The 15,932-nt window shown below is 66.8% G+C and carries 13 protein-coding genes; 8 read left to right on the top strand and 5 right to left on the bottom strand.

Annotated elements, in window-relative coordinates; all coding sequences use genetic code 11:
• Window positions 1-92 precede the first annotated feature (92 nt).
• The 4 genes from DCM80_RS12890 to trpB all read left to right on the top strand — a co-directional run bounded on the left by DCM80_RS12890 (window position 93) and on the right by trpB (window position 2,799).
• Window positions 93-398 (top strand): integration host factor subunit beta, encoded by a 306-nt coding sequence (locus DCM80_RS12890; RefSeq protein WP_008539997.1) that lies wholly within the window; start codon window positions 93-95, stop codon window positions 396-398.
• A gap of 69 nt (window positions 399-467) precedes the next feature.
• Window positions 468-860: a lipopolysaccharide assembly protein LapA domain-containing protein gene (locus DCM80_RS12885; RefSeq protein WP_257197306.1), complete on the top strand. Its 393-nt coding sequence runs from the start codon at window positions 468-470 to the stop codon at window positions 858-860.
• A 65-nt stretch (window positions 861-925) separates the two neighbouring features.
• The gene (locus tag DCM80_RS12880; RefSeq protein ID WP_257197305.1) at window positions 926-1,585 is read left to right on the top strand and encodes a phosphoribosylanthranilate isomerase; all 660 of its coding nucleotides are present in this window, start codon (window positions 926-928) and stop codon (window positions 1,583-1,585) included.
• A complete protein-coding gene (gene trpB / locus DCM80_RS12875; protein ID WP_257197304.1) occupies window positions 1,582-2,799 on the top strand; it encodes a tryptophan synthase subunit beta in 1,218 nt (405 codons plus the stop codon). Before DCM80_RS12880 ends, trpB begins: the two co-directional genes overlap by 4 nt.
• Window positions 2,800-2,878: 79 nt before the next feature.
• Here trpB and DCM80_RS12870 read toward each other — a convergent pair whose 3' ends face one another.
• Window positions 2,879-3,223, bottom strand: a complete 345-nt coding sequence (locus DCM80_RS12870) for an endonuclease domain-containing protein (protein WP_257197303.1) — start codon at window positions 3,221-3,223, stop codon at window positions 2,879-2,881.
• A gap of 72 nt (window positions 3,224-3,295) precedes the next feature.
• On the opposite strand from DCM80_RS12870, the gene trpA reads away from it, so the two are divergent.
• The 4 genes from trpA (at window position 3,296) to DCM80_RS12850 (ending at window position 7,478) form a co-directional block, all read left to right on the top strand.
• Window positions 3,296-4,132: a tryptophan synthase subunit alpha gene (gene trpA, locus DCM80_RS12865; protein WP_257197302.1), complete on the top strand. Its 837-nt coding sequence runs from the start codon at window positions 3,296-3,298 to the stop codon at window positions 4,130-4,132.
• Window positions 4,133-4,325: 193 nt separating this feature from the next.
• On the top strand, window positions 4,326-5,267 hold the full coding sequence (accD, locus tag DCM80_RS12860; RefSeq protein ID WP_257197301.1) for an acetyl-CoA carboxylase, carboxyltransferase subunit beta: 942 nt from the start codon (window positions 4,326-4,328) through the stop codon (window positions 5,265-5,267).
• Window positions 5,264-6,607: a folylpolyglutamate synthase/dihydrofolate synthase family protein gene (locus tag DCM80_RS12855; RefSeq protein WP_257197300.1), complete on the top strand. Its 1,344-nt coding sequence runs from the start codon at window positions 5,264-5,266 to the stop codon at window positions 6,605-6,607. The genes accD and DCM80_RS12855 overlap by 4 nt, the downstream gene beginning before the upstream one ends.
• 130 nt (window positions 6,608-6,737) lie before the next feature.
• Window positions 6,738-7,478 carry a metallophosphoesterase gene (locus tag DCM80_RS12850; RefSeq protein WP_257197299.1) on the top strand — a complete coding sequence of 247 codons (741 nt, stop codon included), beginning with the start codon at window positions 6,738-6,740 and terminating at the stop codon, window positions 7,476-7,478.
• 133 nt (window positions 7,479-7,611) lie between these two features.
• Here the strand turns inward: DCM80_RS12850 and DCM80_RS12845 are convergent, their stop codons facing one another.
• From DCM80_RS12845 to addB, 4 genes are all read right to left on the bottom strand, one after another.
• Complete coding sequence (locus tag DCM80_RS12845) at window positions 7,612-8,619, bottom strand: ATP-dependent DNA ligase (RefSeq protein WP_257197936.1); 1,008 nt, start codon at window positions 8,617-8,619, stop codon at window positions 7,612-7,614.
• A 146-nt stretch (window positions 8,620-8,765) separates the two neighbouring features.
• The gene (gene trxA / locus DCM80_RS12840; RefSeq protein ID WP_007598398.1) at window positions 8,766-9,086 is read right to left on the bottom strand and encodes a thioredoxin; all 321 of its coding nucleotides are present in this window, start codon (window positions 9,084-9,086) and stop codon (window positions 8,766-8,768) included.
• Between the two features lie 69 nt (window positions 9,087-9,155).
• Window positions 9,156-12,665: a double-strand break repair helicase AddA gene (addA, locus tag DCM80_RS12835; protein WP_257197298.1), complete on the bottom strand. Its 3,510-nt coding sequence runs from the start codon at window positions 12,663-12,665 to the stop codon at window positions 9,156-9,158.
• Entirely contained in the window at window positions 12,659-15,805 is a 3,147-nt protein-coding gene (addB, locus tag DCM80_RS12830) for a double-strand break repair protein AddB (RefSeq protein WP_257197297.1), read from the bottom strand. The genes addA and addB overlap by 7 nt, the downstream gene beginning before the upstream one ends.
• Between the last annotated feature and the right edge of the window lie 127 nt (window positions 15,806-15,932).

The raw sequence follows: 15,932 nt of genomic DNA, 5'->3' as shown, positions 1-15,932 counted from the left end.
TTTCACGACGCTCAACCTTGATTTAGCGTCTTGACAGATCAAGGTATTTTCACGGAAATGGTCATCCGCACGCTCCCGGGTCCTATCTCTCGATGATCAAATCCGAACTTGTTCAGCGTATCGCCGAGCACAACCCGCATCTGTACCAGCGGGATGTCGAGAACATTGTGAATGCGATTCTCGAAGAGATCGTAGCGGCCCTCGCGCGCGGCGATCGCGTCGAGCTGCGCGGCTTCGGTGCCTTCTCGGTCAAGCATCGCCCCGCACGCGCGGGGCGTAATCCGCGCACCGGCGCTCATGTGCCCGTCGATCAGAAGAGCGTTCCGTTCTTCAAGACCGGCAAGGAAATGCGCGAGCGGCTGAACCGCGACCATCCGGATCCCGGCGCGGCGGACTGAGCAGGCCGGGGTTTGTCTGCGGTCGCGCATGACGCGGCCGCGAGCTTGATTCAAGGCGAGCGAAGCGAGATGCGAAAGTTCCTGACCGCGCTGATCGTCATTCCGCTGGGCCTGATCCTTGTGGCGTTTGCCGTCGCCAACCGGCATTTCGTCACGGTCTCGTTCGATCCCTTCATTGCGGACGATCCGTCATTGTCGATCACCTTGCCGCTGTTCCTGCTGCTGATCCTGGTGGCGGCCATCGGGGTCTTCGCGGGCGGCTGTGCCGTTTGGTTCGGCCAACGGCACTGGCGGCGCTCCGCGCGCCGGCATGAGGCGGACGCCAGGGCCGCCAGGGGCGAACTGGCCGATCTGCGGGCCCAGGCGGCCGCGGCGAGGCCCGAATCCCAGCGCCTTCCGGCCCCGATCGGGGTGGGGCTCTACGGGCCCATCGGGCGAGACAAGCAGCGCGCGACGTTGTAGAAGCGGCCGCAACGCAAAACCCTTTTTCCGGCCGCCAGCCCGCGGTCTCCATTTGCCTTGAGATCATGTCCCTGCTCGTCAAGATCTGCGGCCTGTCCACGCGCGAGACGCTTCAAACGGCGCTCGCGGCGGGTGCGGACATGGTGGGCTTCGTGTTCTTCCCGCCGTCGCCGCGGCACCTGTCCATCGAGCTCGGCCGCGAGCTTGGTCGCCAGGTCGAGGGGCGCGCGCTCAAGGTGGCGCTCACCGTCGATGCCGATGATGCCACGCTCGACAACATCATGGACGCGCTGTCGCCGGACATTTTCCAGCTCCACGGCAAGGAGAGCGTCGCGCGGCTGCGCGACATCAAGCAGCGGTTCGGCCGCCCGGTGATGAAGGCGTTGCCGGTCGAGACGGCGGCCGATCTCGCCGTGTTGCCGGGCTATGCCGCGGTCGCCGACCGCATCCTGTTCGATGCGAGGCCTCCGAAAGACGCGACGCGGCCGGGCGGGCTCGGCGCGCCGTTCGATTGGCACCTGCTGCAAAACCTCGAGCTCGCGCTGCCGTATATGGTTTCGGGCGGCCTGCATGCCGGGAACATCGCCGAAGCCGTTCGCCTGACCGGCGCCGGCGGCGTCGACGTGTCCTCCGGGGTGGAGAGCGCTCCCGGCGTGAAGGATCCGGAGATGATCAAAGCTTTCATTCGCGCCGCGCGCGCTACTCAAGAGTTGAGCGTCCGATGAACATCGCCAAGCCAAATTCCTACCGCAGCGGCCCCGACGATCGCGGCCATTTCGGCATTTTCGGCGGACGCTTCGTCGCTGAAACGCTGATGCCGCTGATCCTTGACCTGGAGAAGGCCTATACCGAGGCCAAGGCCGATCCGGCGTTCCAGGCCGAGATGAACGGCTATCTCAAGAACTATGTCGGCCGGCCCTCGCCGCTCTATTTCGCCGAACGCCTGACGGAGCATCTCGGCGGCGCCAAGATCTACCTCAAGCGCGAAGAGCTCAACCACACCGGCTCGCACAAGGTGAACAACGTGCTCGGCCAGATCATGCTGGCGCGGCGCATGGGCAAGAAGCGCATCATCGCCGAGACCGGCGCGGGCCAGCACGGCGTCGCCACCGCGACGCTGTGCGCGCGCTTCGGGCTGGAATGCGTGGTCTATATGGGCGCCGTCGACGTCGAGCGGCAGCAGCCCAACGTCATCCGCATGGAGATGCTGGGCGCCACGGTGATGCCGGTGCAGTCGGGCACGCGCACGCTGAAGGACGCCATGAACGAGGCGCTGCGCGACTGGGTCACCAACGTGCACAACACGTTCTACTGCATCGGCACGGTGGCGGGCCCGCATCCCTATCCGACCCTGGTGCGCGATTTCCAGTCGATCATCGGCAACGAGACCAAGGCGCAGATGCAGGAGGTCGAGGGCCGCCTGCCGGACTCGCTGGTCGCCTGCATCGGCGGCGGCTCCAACGCGATGGGCCTGTTCCATCCGTTCCTCGACGATCCCTCTGTCGAAATCTTCGGCGTCGAGGCCGCCGGCCATGGGCTGACGCAATTGCACGCGGCCTCGATCGCGGGCGGCCGACCCGGCGTGCTGCACGGCAACCGCACTTATCTCCTGATGGATGCCGACGGCCAGATCCAGGACGCGCATTCGATCTCGGCCGGTCTCGACTATCCCGGCATCGGACCCGAGCATTCCTGGCTGCACGAGGTCGGCCGCGTGAATTATCTGTCCGCGACCGACGATGAGGCGCTCGCCGCGTTCCAGCTGCTCTCGAAGCTCGAAGGCATCATCCCCGCGCTCGAACCCGCGCACGCCATCGCCAAGGTGATGGAGCTCGCGCCGAAGCGGCCGCAGGACCACCTGATGGTCGTCAACCTCTCCGGCCGCGGCGACAAGGACGTCCCGCAAGTCGGCGACATCCTGAGGGGCAAGAGCAAGTGACGGACGTGTCGCACTCTCTTCACCTCTCCCCGTCGGGGAGAGGTCGGCTGCGAAGCAGCCGGGTGAGGGGCCTTTCCACTCATTCGAACCTCAGCGAGGTCCGGATGAGCTCAAGGACGCCATCAAGATTTTCGTATACATCCGTGTTCGAAACGCGAAGGACGAGAAAGCCACAGGTTTCCAGCACTTTGGTCCTGGCTTCATCGCGCTCGACTTCCGTTGGACGGGAATGCGTGACGCCATCGACTTCAACGATGAGCTTCCCGTCCAAGGTAACGAAGTCGACCACATATCTATCAACCGGATGTTGGCGGCGAAACTTCCATCGCGCGAGCTGCCGGTTGCGCAGCGCTTGCCAAAGCTTCGCTTCGGCGCTCGTCTGTGACTCGCGGAGTCTTCGCGCTCTGGACTTGAACCTCTCCATCCCCCTCACCCGGCTGCTTCGCAGCCGACCTCTCCCCGACGGGGAGAGGTATAGCACAGCGGCCGCGGAAACATGACCACGCGTATCGACACTCGCTTTGCCGAGCTGAAAAAGCAGGGCCGCGCGGCCTTCGTGACCTTCCTGATGGCCGGCGATCCCGATCCCGCGACCTCGCTCGAGATCATCAAGGCGTTGCCGAAATCAGGCGCCGACGTGATCGAGATCGGCATGCCCTTCACCGATCCGATGGCCGACGGCCCGTCGATCCAGGCCGCAGGCCTGCGTGCGCTGAAGGCCGGCATGACGCTGAAGAAGACGCTGGAGCTGGTGCGCGGCTTCCGCAAGGACGACAATGCCACGCCGATCGTGCTGATGGGCTATTACAACCCGATCTACATTTACGGCGTCGACAAATTCCTCGTCGATGCCAAGGCCGCCGGTGTCGACGGCCTCATCATCGTCGATCTGCCGCCGGAGGAAGACGAGGAGCTCTGCCTGCCCGCGATGAAGGCGGGTCTCAACTTCATCCGCCTGGCGACGCCGACCACCGACGACAAGCGCCTGCCGGCGGTGCTCGCCAACACGTCCGGCTTCGTCTACTACGTCTCCATCACCGGCATCACCGGTGCTGCGGCCGCGGACTCTACGGCAGTCAGCGAGGCTGTGGCTCGCATCAAGCGGCACACCAAGCTGCCGGTCTGCGTCGGCTTCGGCATCCGCACGCCGGAGACCGCGCGTGCCATTGCTTCCCATGCCAACGGCGCCGTGGTCGGCACCGCGCTGGTCGATGCGCTCAAGAACAGCCTCGATGCCGAGGGACGGGCGACCGCCAAAACCGTTAACGCCGTCGCCGAGTTGACGGCGGCCCTGGCCCAGGGCGTCAGGGGCGCGCAACAGGCGGCGGAATAGGCCATAATTCCGCTTCAGCCCTTTAGTTTGAGCATGATCTTGTCGGAAAACCGCTTCACACGTTGCGCTAACGCGGCCCTTCGGGTCCGGATCATGCTCTAACGCGGACGACACGGCGGCTTGCCGGGCGCAGGTCCGGCCGCCATATATCCTTTCAGGCGGCCCTCCACGGGGTCGCACATCGGAGCAAACCATGAACTGGCTTACCAATGTGGTCCGGCCGAAGATCCGCAACATGCTGCGGCGGGAGACGCCGGAGAATCTGTGGATCAAGTGCCCGGATTCCGGACAGCTCGTGTTCTACAAGGACGTCGAGGCCAACCAGTTCGTCATCCCCGGCTCGAACTACCACATGCGCATGGGCGCCGTGGCGCGCTTGAAGTCGATCTTCGACAACGAGACCTGGTTCGACGTCGCGTTGCCCGAGGTGACACCCGACCCGCTCAAGTTCCGCGACGAGAAGAAATACGTCGACCGCATCAAGGATGCGCGGGCGCGGACCAATCTCAACGACGCGATCAAGGTCGGCTACGGCAAGCTCGAAGGCTCGGCCGTCGTCGTCGCCGTGCAGGATTTCGACTTCATGGGCGGCTCGCTCGGCATGGCCGCGGGCGAGGCCATCGTGCGCGGGATGGAGCTTGCGGTCGAGAAGAGCTCGCCGTTCATCGTGTTCGCCGCATCCGGCGGTGCGCGCATGCAGGAGGGCATCCTGTCGCTGATGCAGATGCCGCGCACGACCGTCGCGGTGCAGATGCTGCGCGAGGCCAAGCTGCCCTATATCGTCGTGCTGACCAATCCGACCACCGGCGGCGTCACCGCGTCCTACGCGATGCTGGGCGACGTGCAGATCGCCGAGCCCGGCGCGCTGATCGGCTTTGCCGGCGCGCGCGTGATCGAGCAGACCATTCGTGAAAAGCTTCCCGAGGGTTTCCAGCGCGCCGAGTACCTCAAGGAGCACGGCATGGTCGACATGGTCGTGCATCGCCACGAGCTGCGCCCGACCCTGGCGCGGCTCTGCCGCCTGCTGACCAAGGCGCCGGCGCAGGATGGCGCATCGAAGCCAGCGCAGGCCGCTACCGGCCCGGCACAGATCGTATCGGCCGCTGAGACGGCGCCGGCTGCGCCCCACGCGTGAACGCGTCTCCGGACAGCACGAAGACGCCGCTCGGCGCGTTGATCGGGCGGCTGTCGGTCCTGCATCAGAAACGCATCGATCTGGGCCTCGAGCGGATGCACCGGCTGCTCGAAGGGCTCGGGCATCCCGAACGCAAGCTTGCGCCGGTGATCCATATCGCCGGCACCAATGGCAAGGGCTCGACGCTGGCTTATCTGCGCGCAACGCTGGAGGCAGCTAGCCTGCGCGTCCACGCCTATACCTCGCCCTATCTTGTCCGCATCAACGAGTGTTTTCGGCTCGGCCGCCTCGGTGGCGGCGTTCTGGTCGGCGACGACGAGTTGCGCGCGGCGCTGGAAGAGGTCGAGCGCGTCAATGCCGGCGAAGCCGCGACCTTGTTCGAGCTGAAGACGGCAGCCGCCTTTCATTTGTTCGCGCAGAACGCGGCCGACGTGGTGCTGCTCGAAGTCGGCCTTGGCGGCCGGCTCGACTCGACCAACGTCATCGACGCTCCGGCGGCCTGCGTGATCACGCCCGTCAGCATGGATCACATGGATTTTCTCGGCGATACGTTGACCTCGATCGCCGGCGAGAAGGCCGCGATCATCAAGCGCGGCGTGCCGGTGATCTCTGCGGAGCAGGCGCCGGACGCGATGGCCGTGATCGAGGCGCAAGCCAAACGCATGCGTGCGCCGCTGTTTGCCGCGAACGAGAGCTGGCACGTCAATGTCGAGCGCGGCCGTCTGGTCTATTCCGACGACCGCGGCCTGATGGATCTCCCGGCGCCGCGTCTGTTCGGCCGCCACCAATTCGCCAATGCCGGGCTCGCCATCGCGACGCTGCGCGCGATCCCGGATCTCAAGGTGAGCCACGCCGCGTTCGAGGCCGGCATTGTCGGCGCCGAATGGCCGGCGCGGATGCAGCGCATCACCTCGGGCGAGCTGCTGTCCTGGGGTCCGCAGGGCTCGGAAATCTGGCTCGACGGCGGCCACAATGCCGAGGGCGGCCGCGTCGCGGCTGCCGCGCTCGGCGATCTCGAAGAGCGGGTGTCGCGGCCCCTGGTCGTCATCGCCGGCATGATGGCCAACAAGGATGCGCACGGATTTTTGGCCAATTTCGCCGGCCTGACCCGTCACATCATCGCGGTGCCGATCCCCGACACCGAGAACGCGATGCCGGTGGACCGCCTCGCGGATGCCGCGCGCAGCCTCGGCATGCGCGTCGAGATCGCGCCCGGAATCGAAGCCGCGCTGCGGGCCCTGTCGAAACTGGCCTACGAGGTGCCGCCGCGTATCCTGATCACCGGCTCGCTATATCTGGCCGGCCATGTGCTCGCCATCAACGGCACGCCGCCTGCGTGAGTTTTTCTGTCCCGGACGCGCGAAGCGCGAGCCGGGACCCAGAATGCCGCAAACATGGGCCCCGGCTCTGCAGCGCACCGCGGAAGACGCGCTGCGCTGCGTCCGGGGCACGAGAGCAGGGATAACAAAAATGCGTTTCGCCGCCATCGCCGACGTTCACGGAAACTACCTCGCGCTCGAGGCGGTGCTCGCCGACATCCGCGCGCTTGACATCACCGCCATCGTCAATCTCGGCGACATGCTGAGCGGCCCGCTCGATGCGCGCCGCACCATCGAGATCCTGATGAATCTCGACGCCGTACATGTGCTCGGCAACCACGACCGCTATCTGCTCGACCGTCCGCCGGAGAAGATGGGCTCGTGGGATCGTCCCGCCTTTGAAGCGCTCGATGCCGCGCAGCTCGACTGGCTGCGCGCGCAGCCCATGACGCGGGTATTCCGCGACCAGGTGTTCCTCTGTCACGCGACCCCCGGCAATGACGAGGTGTACTGGCTCGACATTGTGCATCCCGATGGCGCAGTGGCGCTGTCGCCGCTGGATCGGATCGAGCCATTCGCGTCGGGACTCACGCAATCGCTGATCCTCTGCGCCCACACCCATCTCGCTCGTGCCGTGCGCCTGCGCGACGGCCGGCTGATCGTCAATCCCGGCAGCGTCGGCTGTCCCGGCTTTCGCGACAAGCATCCGTATCCACATGTCGTCGAAGCCGGCACGCCGCACGCGCGTTATGCGATCCTCGAGCTGGTGGACGGTGCCTGGCAGGTCATGTTCCGGCACGTCGCGTATGATCACGAGACGATGGCGGCGTTGGCGCGCCGCAATGGGCAGCCTGAGCTGGCGAACGCGCTGGCAACGGGATGGATCGGGTAGCTCCTCTCGTGTCCCGGACGCGGCGCGGCATGCAATGACGCGACGCAGAGCCGGGACCCAGCACGTGATGGGCCCCGGCTCTGCAGCGCATCGCTGAAGAGGCGCTGCGCTGCGTCCGGGGCACGAGACCAATTCACTTCAGCAGCTTCATCGGATCCGCCGCTTTCTGCTTCAGCTGCTCGAATGTGCATTGTCGCGGGGCCTTGTCGGGACGCCAGCGCAGGATCGAGGTGCCGTGGCGGAAGCGCTCGCCGCTGAAATGGTCGTAGCAGATTTCGATCACCAGCTTCGGCTTCAGCGGGCACCATTTCGCCGAGCGCTCGGTGGACCAGCGGCTCGGCCCGCCTGGCGCATTGCCGGTGAAGCCAGGCTCGCCGATCAGCGCCTCCAGCCGGTCGGTCAGATCAGGCTTCGCCTCCGCCTTGATCGCCGAGGTGAAGCCGACATGGTGCAGCAGGCCCTTGGCGTCGTAGAGCCCGAGCAGCAGCGATCCGACCACCTTGCGGCCCGCGATCTTGTTGGTGGCATAGCGGAAGCCGCCGACCACGCAATCGGCGCTGCGGAATTTCTTGATCTTCTGCATGCCGTCGCGATTACCGGCCTGGTAGGGCAGGTCGATGCGCTTGGCGATGACGCCGTCCGAGCCGCCGCCGGATTGCGCCAGCCATTTTTGGGCGGTTGCGTAGCTCGTCGTCGCCGGCGAAAGACGGAAGGGGCTGCCCTTGAGATTGGCTTTCGCAAAGGCATCCAGCGCCGGCCGGCGTTCGCTGAGCGGCTTTTCGGCGAGCTGCTTCTCCCGAGCGCTAGCGAGCAGATCGAAGACCAGATAGAGCGCCGGGGTCTCCTGCGCGAGCTTCTTCACGCGGCTTGCCGCAGGATGAATCCGCTGCAGCAGCGCGTCGAAGGAAAAGCCCTTGCCGTGCGGCACGACGAGCTCACCGTCGAGCGTGAAACGATCCGCTTTCAGCTGCAGCGCAGCGGAAACGACTTCCGGAAAATAGCGCGCGAGGTCCTCGCCAGATTTCGAGCGCAGGTCGACATCGCGGCCATTGCGCGAGAGCAGGCAGCGAAAGCCATCCCATTTCGGCTCGTACTGCCACTCCTTGCCGCGCGGGATTTCGTCGACCGACCGCGCCTCCATCGCGACAAGAGAGGTCGATCGTCGGGCGCGCTTTGCGGAAGGAGCAGGCAAGGGCGGGACTCGTCATACGCTGAACACGTCCCATCAACGCAGAACGGCCGGCATTTCGCCGGCCGTTGTCGAAAAAATTCTTAATCGCAGGTGGGTCAGACCGCCGAGGTGATCCACTGCTGCAGCTTCGCCTTCGGCGCCGCGCCGACCTGGCGGGAGGCCATCTCGCCGCCCTTGAAGATCATCAGGGTGGGAATCGACATCACGCCGTACTTCGAGGCGGTCTTCGGGCTCTCGTCGACGTTGAGCTTGACGATCTTGACCTTGTCGCCCATCGCGCCGGCGATCTCGTCGAGGGCGGGCGCGATCATGCGGCACGGGCCGCACCACTCGGCCCAGAAATCGACGACGACAGGGCCGTTCGCCTTGAGCACTTCGGCTTCGAAATCAGTGTCGGAAACCTTGCCAACGGCCATGGGACTACCTCGTTCGGTTGAAAGAGAATCGGCGCGACCTGGAATCGCGCCGGGGATCATGGCGTCAACCTATGAACGGCCCCTTGCCGGGTCAAGGACGCTCACGCCGAGATGAAGGGATGCCAGCGCCGCGTCCAGCGCGGGGGCAGAAATCTCCATATATTCAAGGGCCTCGGTCCAAAGCAGGACGGCCCGGATCGGAGTCTGGGGATAAAGCCGCGAGAGCACCGCCCGGTACAGCGCCAACTGCCGGACATAGGCCGCGGGCGCCTCGCTGGCGCTCCCAGGCGCGGCCTGGTTGGTCTTGAAATCGACGATCAAGACCTCATCCGGGCGGACGACCAGCCGGTCGATCTGCCCGGACACCAAGGCCGGCGGGCGGCCCGGCCGCTCCAGCCTGCCGGCGATGGCGACCTCCGCCCGGCTGCCAGGGGCAAAGACCGGCGCAAAGCGCGGCTCGGTGATCAAAGCGAGCACCTTGTCGGCCAGCGCGGCGCGGTCGGCCTCGGTCCAGTCCGAGGCATTGCGCGCCATGAAGCCGAGTGCCGCCTCGCGCCGGCGCTCGGTGGCGATATCGGGCAGGGATTGCAGGAGACGGTGCACCAGCGTGCCGCGTTGCAGCGCCAGTGCGCGGGACTGCACCGATTCGCCAGAGCGTACGCTGCGGCCGTCCTCGGCCGGCTGACCGGACGGGCGGACCAGGTCATCGTCGACGGTCTCGCGCGGGGCCGGCGTCCGCAGCCAGTCGGGCAGCGCGATCGTCTGCTGCACGGACGCCGCCGGCATGCCCAAGGCCGCGACATCTTCCGGGCGGGCGAAGCGGGTGACCTTGCCGAGCGGCGTCTCGACCACCTGCTTGTCCAGGCCCGATCCGGCGAGCCCGGTGTGGACCAGGTCGTACCAGCTGAGCTTGCGGACCGTCTTCATGTTGCCCGGCATGCAGCCGCCGACGACCAGGCGGTCGGCCGCGCGCGTCATCGCGACATAGAGCAGGCGGCGATATTCGTCCTCGGTCTCCTCGACCATCGCCTTGCGCGCCTCGGCGACTGGCTTGGGATCATCAGCCTTGCGTCCGGCCCAGACCACCACCTCGCCGCCATTGCCGCGCGGCACCTGAATCAGGCGCAGACGCTGGGAGTCCGCGGGCGACGACGTGGTGTCGACCATGAACACGACCGAGGCCTCCAGACCCTTGGCGCCGTGCACCGTCATCACCCGCACCTCGTCGCGCGAGATCTCCATGTCGCGCTTCACCTCGGTGTCAGCCGAGCGCAGCCAAGCCATGAAGCCTTGCAGCGAGGCCGGCGCCTTGCGCTCGTAGTTCAGCGCCAGCTCCAGGAATTCGTCGAGCGCGTCGTTGGCCTCGTGACCGAGCCGGCGCAGGATGCGGGCGCGGCCGCCGTCACCCCCGAGCAGCCAGGCGTAGAACGCGAACGGCGTCTCATCGCGCGCACGCATCTCGCAGGCTTCGAGGCGGCGCAACACGGTCGCGAACTTCTCATTTTCGGCCGCGTGATCGCCGAGCGCGCGGCGCAGCGATCCCTTGCGGCCATGGGCCAGCTGGAACAGGTCGTCGTCGTCGAGCCCGAACAGCGGGCTCTTCAGGGCCACCGCCAGTGCAAGATCGTCCTGCGGCAGCAGCAGCGCATCGGCCAAGTTCATCAGGTCGATGATGCCAATATGTTCGGTGAGCTTGAGCCGGTCGGCGCCGGCGACCGGGACGCCTGCGTGCTTCAGCGCCTGGATCACGGCGTCGAAGGCATTGCCGCGCCGGCGCACCAGGATCAACATGTCGCCGTACCGCAGCGGCCGGCGCTCGCCTTCGTGTCCCGTCAGCGTGCCGCTTTCGACCAGCCGCTTGATCTCGGCCTGGATGCGGCGCGCGAGCTTGACCTCGGGGCTGGTGACGGCGACGCCGTCGAACGGCGCGCGCCAGCCCTCGATGTCCTGCCGGTCGTCGGCCTCGGCAAGATCCCACAGCTCGATCACGCTGGGACCGGCGTCGGCGAGCGCGTGATGCAGGGGATGGCCGATCTCGACCGAATGAATGCTCTTGTAGATCGTGGGATCGCGGAAGACGTGGTCGACCGAGTGCAGGATCGTGGCGCCCGAGCGGAACGAATAGGTGAAGGCGACGGGATCGAATTTAAGACCGGCGGCGGTGAACCTGCGATGCAGTTCGCGCCTGCGCGCGTCGAATTCGTGCGGCGCCGCGCCCTGGAACGAGAAGATCGACTGCTTCTCGTCGCCGACCGCGAAGATGGTGCGGTTCAGCCCCTCGCGCGCGCCTTCGCCGGCGGTGAACTCCGAGATGATGTGCGCGACGATGTCCCATTGCCGCGGGCTGGTGTCCTGGGCTTCGTCGATCAGAACGTGGTCGACGCCGCGATCGAGCTTGTAGTGCACCCAGCCCGACGCGACGCGGTCGAGCATCGCGAGCGTCTTGTCGATCAGATCGTCGTAGTCGAGCAGCCCACGTTCCTGCTTCTCGCGGCGGTAGTTCGCGGCAGCGGCGGTTGCGATATGCAGCAGAGCCGCGGTGCGGTCGCGCATGGTCACCGCGCGGCGCTTCTCGACCAATCCGCCGACGCGCTGCGCCTCGTTCTCGAAGAGGCGGGCGACGGACGGATTGTGATCGCAGAATTTCTTGGTCAGCACCGCCTTGCGCGGCAGCTTCTCGTCCGTGAGGAAGACGCACAGATAAGCATCGACCTGCGCGCTGCCGGAAAACACCTTGGCCTCGCGCAGCCGGCCGGCCTGATCGTTGTCGGACTTGCTGCCGTCCTCCAGCGCAAGCGCGATGTCGTCCCAGCGCGAGCGCGGGAGGTAAGGCCCATCGAGAATCCCGGTCTCGACATCCTCGATGCGGTCGCTTGCATCGACGCCCAGAACCGCAGCCATCTGCGCGGCGGCGGCTTCCGCGTTGCCGGCCTCGTCGGTCCAGGCCATGAAATGATCGCGGCTGAGACAGGCCTCGCGCACGACTTCCTTGAAGGTGACGTCCGCGGCGCTCGCCATCGCGGTCAACAAGGCGCGGCCGGTGACGCTGTCCGGATCGCGCGCGGCCTCCAGCAAGACCTTCAGATTGGCGCGTTCCATCATGTCGTTCTGGTCGCGCTCGTCGATCACGGCGAAGCGCGCCGGCACGTTGGCCTCGAACGGAAATTGCTGCAGCAGGCGCGTGCACAGCGCGTGGATGGTCTGCACCTTCAAGCCGCCCGGCGTCTCCAGCGCGCAGGCGAACAGTTTTCGTGCGTCGCGGCGCAGCTTTGCATTGGGATGCGGGATGCCGACGGCGCGGATCGCCGCGTCGAGCGCGATGTCATCCAGGGTCACCCAATGCCCGAGCGTAGTGAACACGCGCTCGGCCATGTTGGCAGCGGCGGCCTTGGTGAAGGTGATGCAGAGGATCTTTTCCGGCGGCACGCCTGAGAGCAGCAGGCGGATCACGCGCTGCACCAGCACGTGCGTCTTGCCCGAGCCGGCATTGGCCGACACGAACGCCGAGGCGGTCGGGTCCGAGGCGCGCGCCTGCCGCGCGCGCACTTCATCCGGGATGGGGCGGGGCGCCTTCACCATTCCTCGATCCCCAATCCGCCGGCCGCGGACCATTCCTTGATCCGGGCGAGGTCGTCATAGGTGCCGTAGCGGTTCGCCCACATCGGCAGGTTCAGCGAGGTGTAGGGCTGGTTCTCATCCTCGAAAGCACGGACCAGCGCCTCCAGCTTGGCTCGCGCTTCCGCGGCGGCCGTATCCGGCGGCTGCGGCTCGTCGCCCTGCTTGTACTTGAGCTCGAGGATGCGCTCCTCGCCCGGCGGGTTGTTGCCGCTGAGGCGGACATAGACGAGCTGGCTCACCGACGAGCCCGCGTCGATCTCGGGAAAACCGCCTTCGCGCAGGATCGCCGCCTCCAGCGTCAGCTGCGGCGACAGGCCCATGCGCACCTGCTTGCCGGTCGGCGGCTGTCCGGTCTTGTAGTCGAGGATGGCATAGCCGCCGCCCTGGCGCCGCTCGATGCGATCGGCGCGCGCGGACAGATGGAAGGTGCGCGCATTGTCGAGCCGGATCGAGATCTCGCCGCGGGTCTCGGCCATGATCGCCTCGATCACATCCCGTCGCGCCGTCTCCCATTCGCCGAACCAGCGTGCGATGCGCTGGAAGCGCGGCCACCACAACGCCCGCGCCTCGGGGCGCTCCATCAACGGTGCGAAATGCTTCTCGCCGATCGCCCGCAGCACCCGGGCGGGATCATCGGGCAGGCGCGTGACGTAGTGTTCCGTGAACTCGCCGATCGCCTCGTGGATCGCCGAACCGCGGTCGGCTGCCGACAGTGGCATGTCGACCGGATCGAGTGCATCCAGCCGCAGAATGTGCTTTGCGTAGATCGTGTAGGGATCGCGCAGCCAGTCCTCGATCGCGGTCACCGACATCTTGAGCGGCCGCGTCGCGCGCGGCGGCCGGGGCTCGGGCTGCTTGATCGGCTTGACCTCGGCAGGCTGGTCCAGCGCGCCCGCAAACTGCACGTATTTTTCACCGGCCTGGATCGCCGTGGTCCAGAGATCGTCTCCCGCGACCGCCTCCAGCCGGTGCAGGAAACGCGAAGCCACCGCCGGCGCGCCGCCGGCCTTGGCGGAATGGGTGAGGATCACCTCGTCGCCGCCGAGCAGTTGCGCGAAGTCGTGCGCGGAGAGGCCGATGCGGCGCTCCGGCAGGTCGAGCCCAAGCTCATGTCGCATCGGCCGGCTCAGCCAGGGATCGATGCGCGGCGCCGGCGGCCAGACGCCTTCGATCAGGCCGCCGATGATGATGCGGTCGGCCTGCATCAGGCGCGATTCCAGCGGACCGTAGATCTGCAGCCGTGCGCCCGGTCTGTCCGGCCGTCGCACCGCGCGGTCGCTGAACGCGGTCTGGAAGACGTCCGGATAGTCCGCTAGCTGCACCATCAATCCGCTGGTCGTGCCGCCGCGCAGGAGATCGTCGAAGGCGCTGGCGAGCGCGAGGCCCTCGCGGTCCTCGAAGGCGAGCGGGATGGTCTGCTCGTCGCGCGCCAGCTCGATCATGATCTCGCGATGCCGGTGCGCGAGCTCGGCGAAATCGTGTGGCTTCGATGACGCCATGCTCTCGATCGGCGCCAGCGCTTTTTGCAGGGCATCGATCAGGCCTTGGATGCGATCGAGATCCTCGGCCTTGAGACGTGCGCGCGGCTCGGCGCGGTGCAGCGCGGAGGGCTCGCTACGCCACAATTTTGCGAGCTCCTCGCGGAAGCGGTTGAATTCGCGCAGGAGGCCGGCGGTGCCCGCAGGCGGCCGCGTGCCGCGCAAGACCGCCAGCTCGAGGCCTTCGATCGCCGCCTTCCACGCGCCGGGCGCGCGGCCGAGCCGGCAGAGCGGATGCTTCAGCAGCGCCAGCAGCGTCGGCGGCTCCAATCCTTTCGTCGCCGCTTCTGCCGCAAGGCGCGCGAAGATGCCGGCGGAGGTTTCCATCAGGACGTCGCCGCCGGAATCGTCGAAACTGAGGCCCCATCGGCTGAGCGCGGCCATCACCCGTCGCGCCAGCGCGCGGTCGGGCGTCACCAGTGCCGCCGTCTTGTCGAGATGCCGCGCTTCGCGCATGGCAATTGCGATGGCGAGGGCTTCCATTTCGGGATTGGGGGCTTCGACGACCGCGAGCCTCGTCATGCCGCCGGCGATCTTCGCGGCGACATCCGGCTGTTTCAGCCGGTCGTGCCAGACTTCCGTTTTGGCGGAGGGGCGCATCGATTCGGAGGCGAGCAGGTCGCGGCCGCCTTCGACCGGCGGCTGAAGGATCTCGACGTCGCTGCGCTTGATGCCGAAGCGCTGCAGCAGCGCATTCATGGCATATTGCGGATGGTTCGAGGCCGGAGGCTCCGCGAACTTGCCGAGCGCATCGCGCACGCCGCCGATGGTCCGCCAGGAATCCTCGTCGAGATCGGTGTCGAGGCCGGGCAGCACCACGGCGCCATGCGGCAGCGAGGCAACGGCGTGCAGGAACTTCGCAGTGGCCGGCATCGAGCCGGTCGAGCCGGCCGCGATGACAGGCCCGTTCGGATGTGCGGTCAGCCGTTTCGCTTCCGCCGCGATCAGGAGATCGCGCCGTGCCGCCGGCTCGATCCGGTTGATTTCGGCGAGATGACCGGGCCAGGCGATCCGTGCGATGCGCAGGAACTCGAGCGAGTGCTGCCAGTAGCGATCGAGGTTATCAGGCACGAGGCCGTCGAGCGCGTTCCAGTCGACGCCGCGCGTGACCATGTCGTCGATCAGGCGGGCGAGGTCGCCGGCGAGCGCAAGCGTCGAGGCGGGGCCGCCGACCACCAGCGGCGCCAGCACCGGGCCCTTGGCCCAGGCGGCGACCAGTTGCGCCAATGTCAGTCGCCGTTCGAGCTCGCCGAGCCGCGGCGGAATGTCGAGCGGCATCGTGCCGGAGAACTGCTCGCCTTCACCGGCAAACGCGAGCTCGTCCTCGTCGATGTCGCCGAGCGCGACGATGCGCGGCAGCACCACCGCGTCGGCCTTCATCTCGTCGAGGAAGATCTCGCGGACCACGCGCATGGCGCGCCGGGTCGGCAGGTACAGCGTGGCATCGGCCAGCCGCGCCGGTTCCTTGCGCGCCTCGAACCCCTCGACCAGGCGACCCTCGAGCAGGGCCGTGACGACCGTGCGCAGGAACGGAACTGAGATGGGAACGCTGAAGACGCGCATGAGCTGCCTGATTCGGAAGATCAGGCAATATAAGGAGGCGGGATCAAATGGTCATGGGCTCGCGCGAGTAGTCCCCGCTGTTCGCGAGGCTGGCCAGGTGTCATCATCCGCGAAGGCGGATGATCCA

The organism is Bradyrhizobium sp. WBOS08 (assembly GCF_024585125.1).
Lineage (GTDB): Bacteria > Pseudomonadota > Alphaproteobacteria > Rhizobiales > Xanthobacteraceae > Bradyrhizobium > Bradyrhizobium japonicum_B.
The sequence above is the reverse complement of the archived record's forward strand: the minus strand, read 5'-3'. Positions and strand labels throughout refer to the sequence as shown.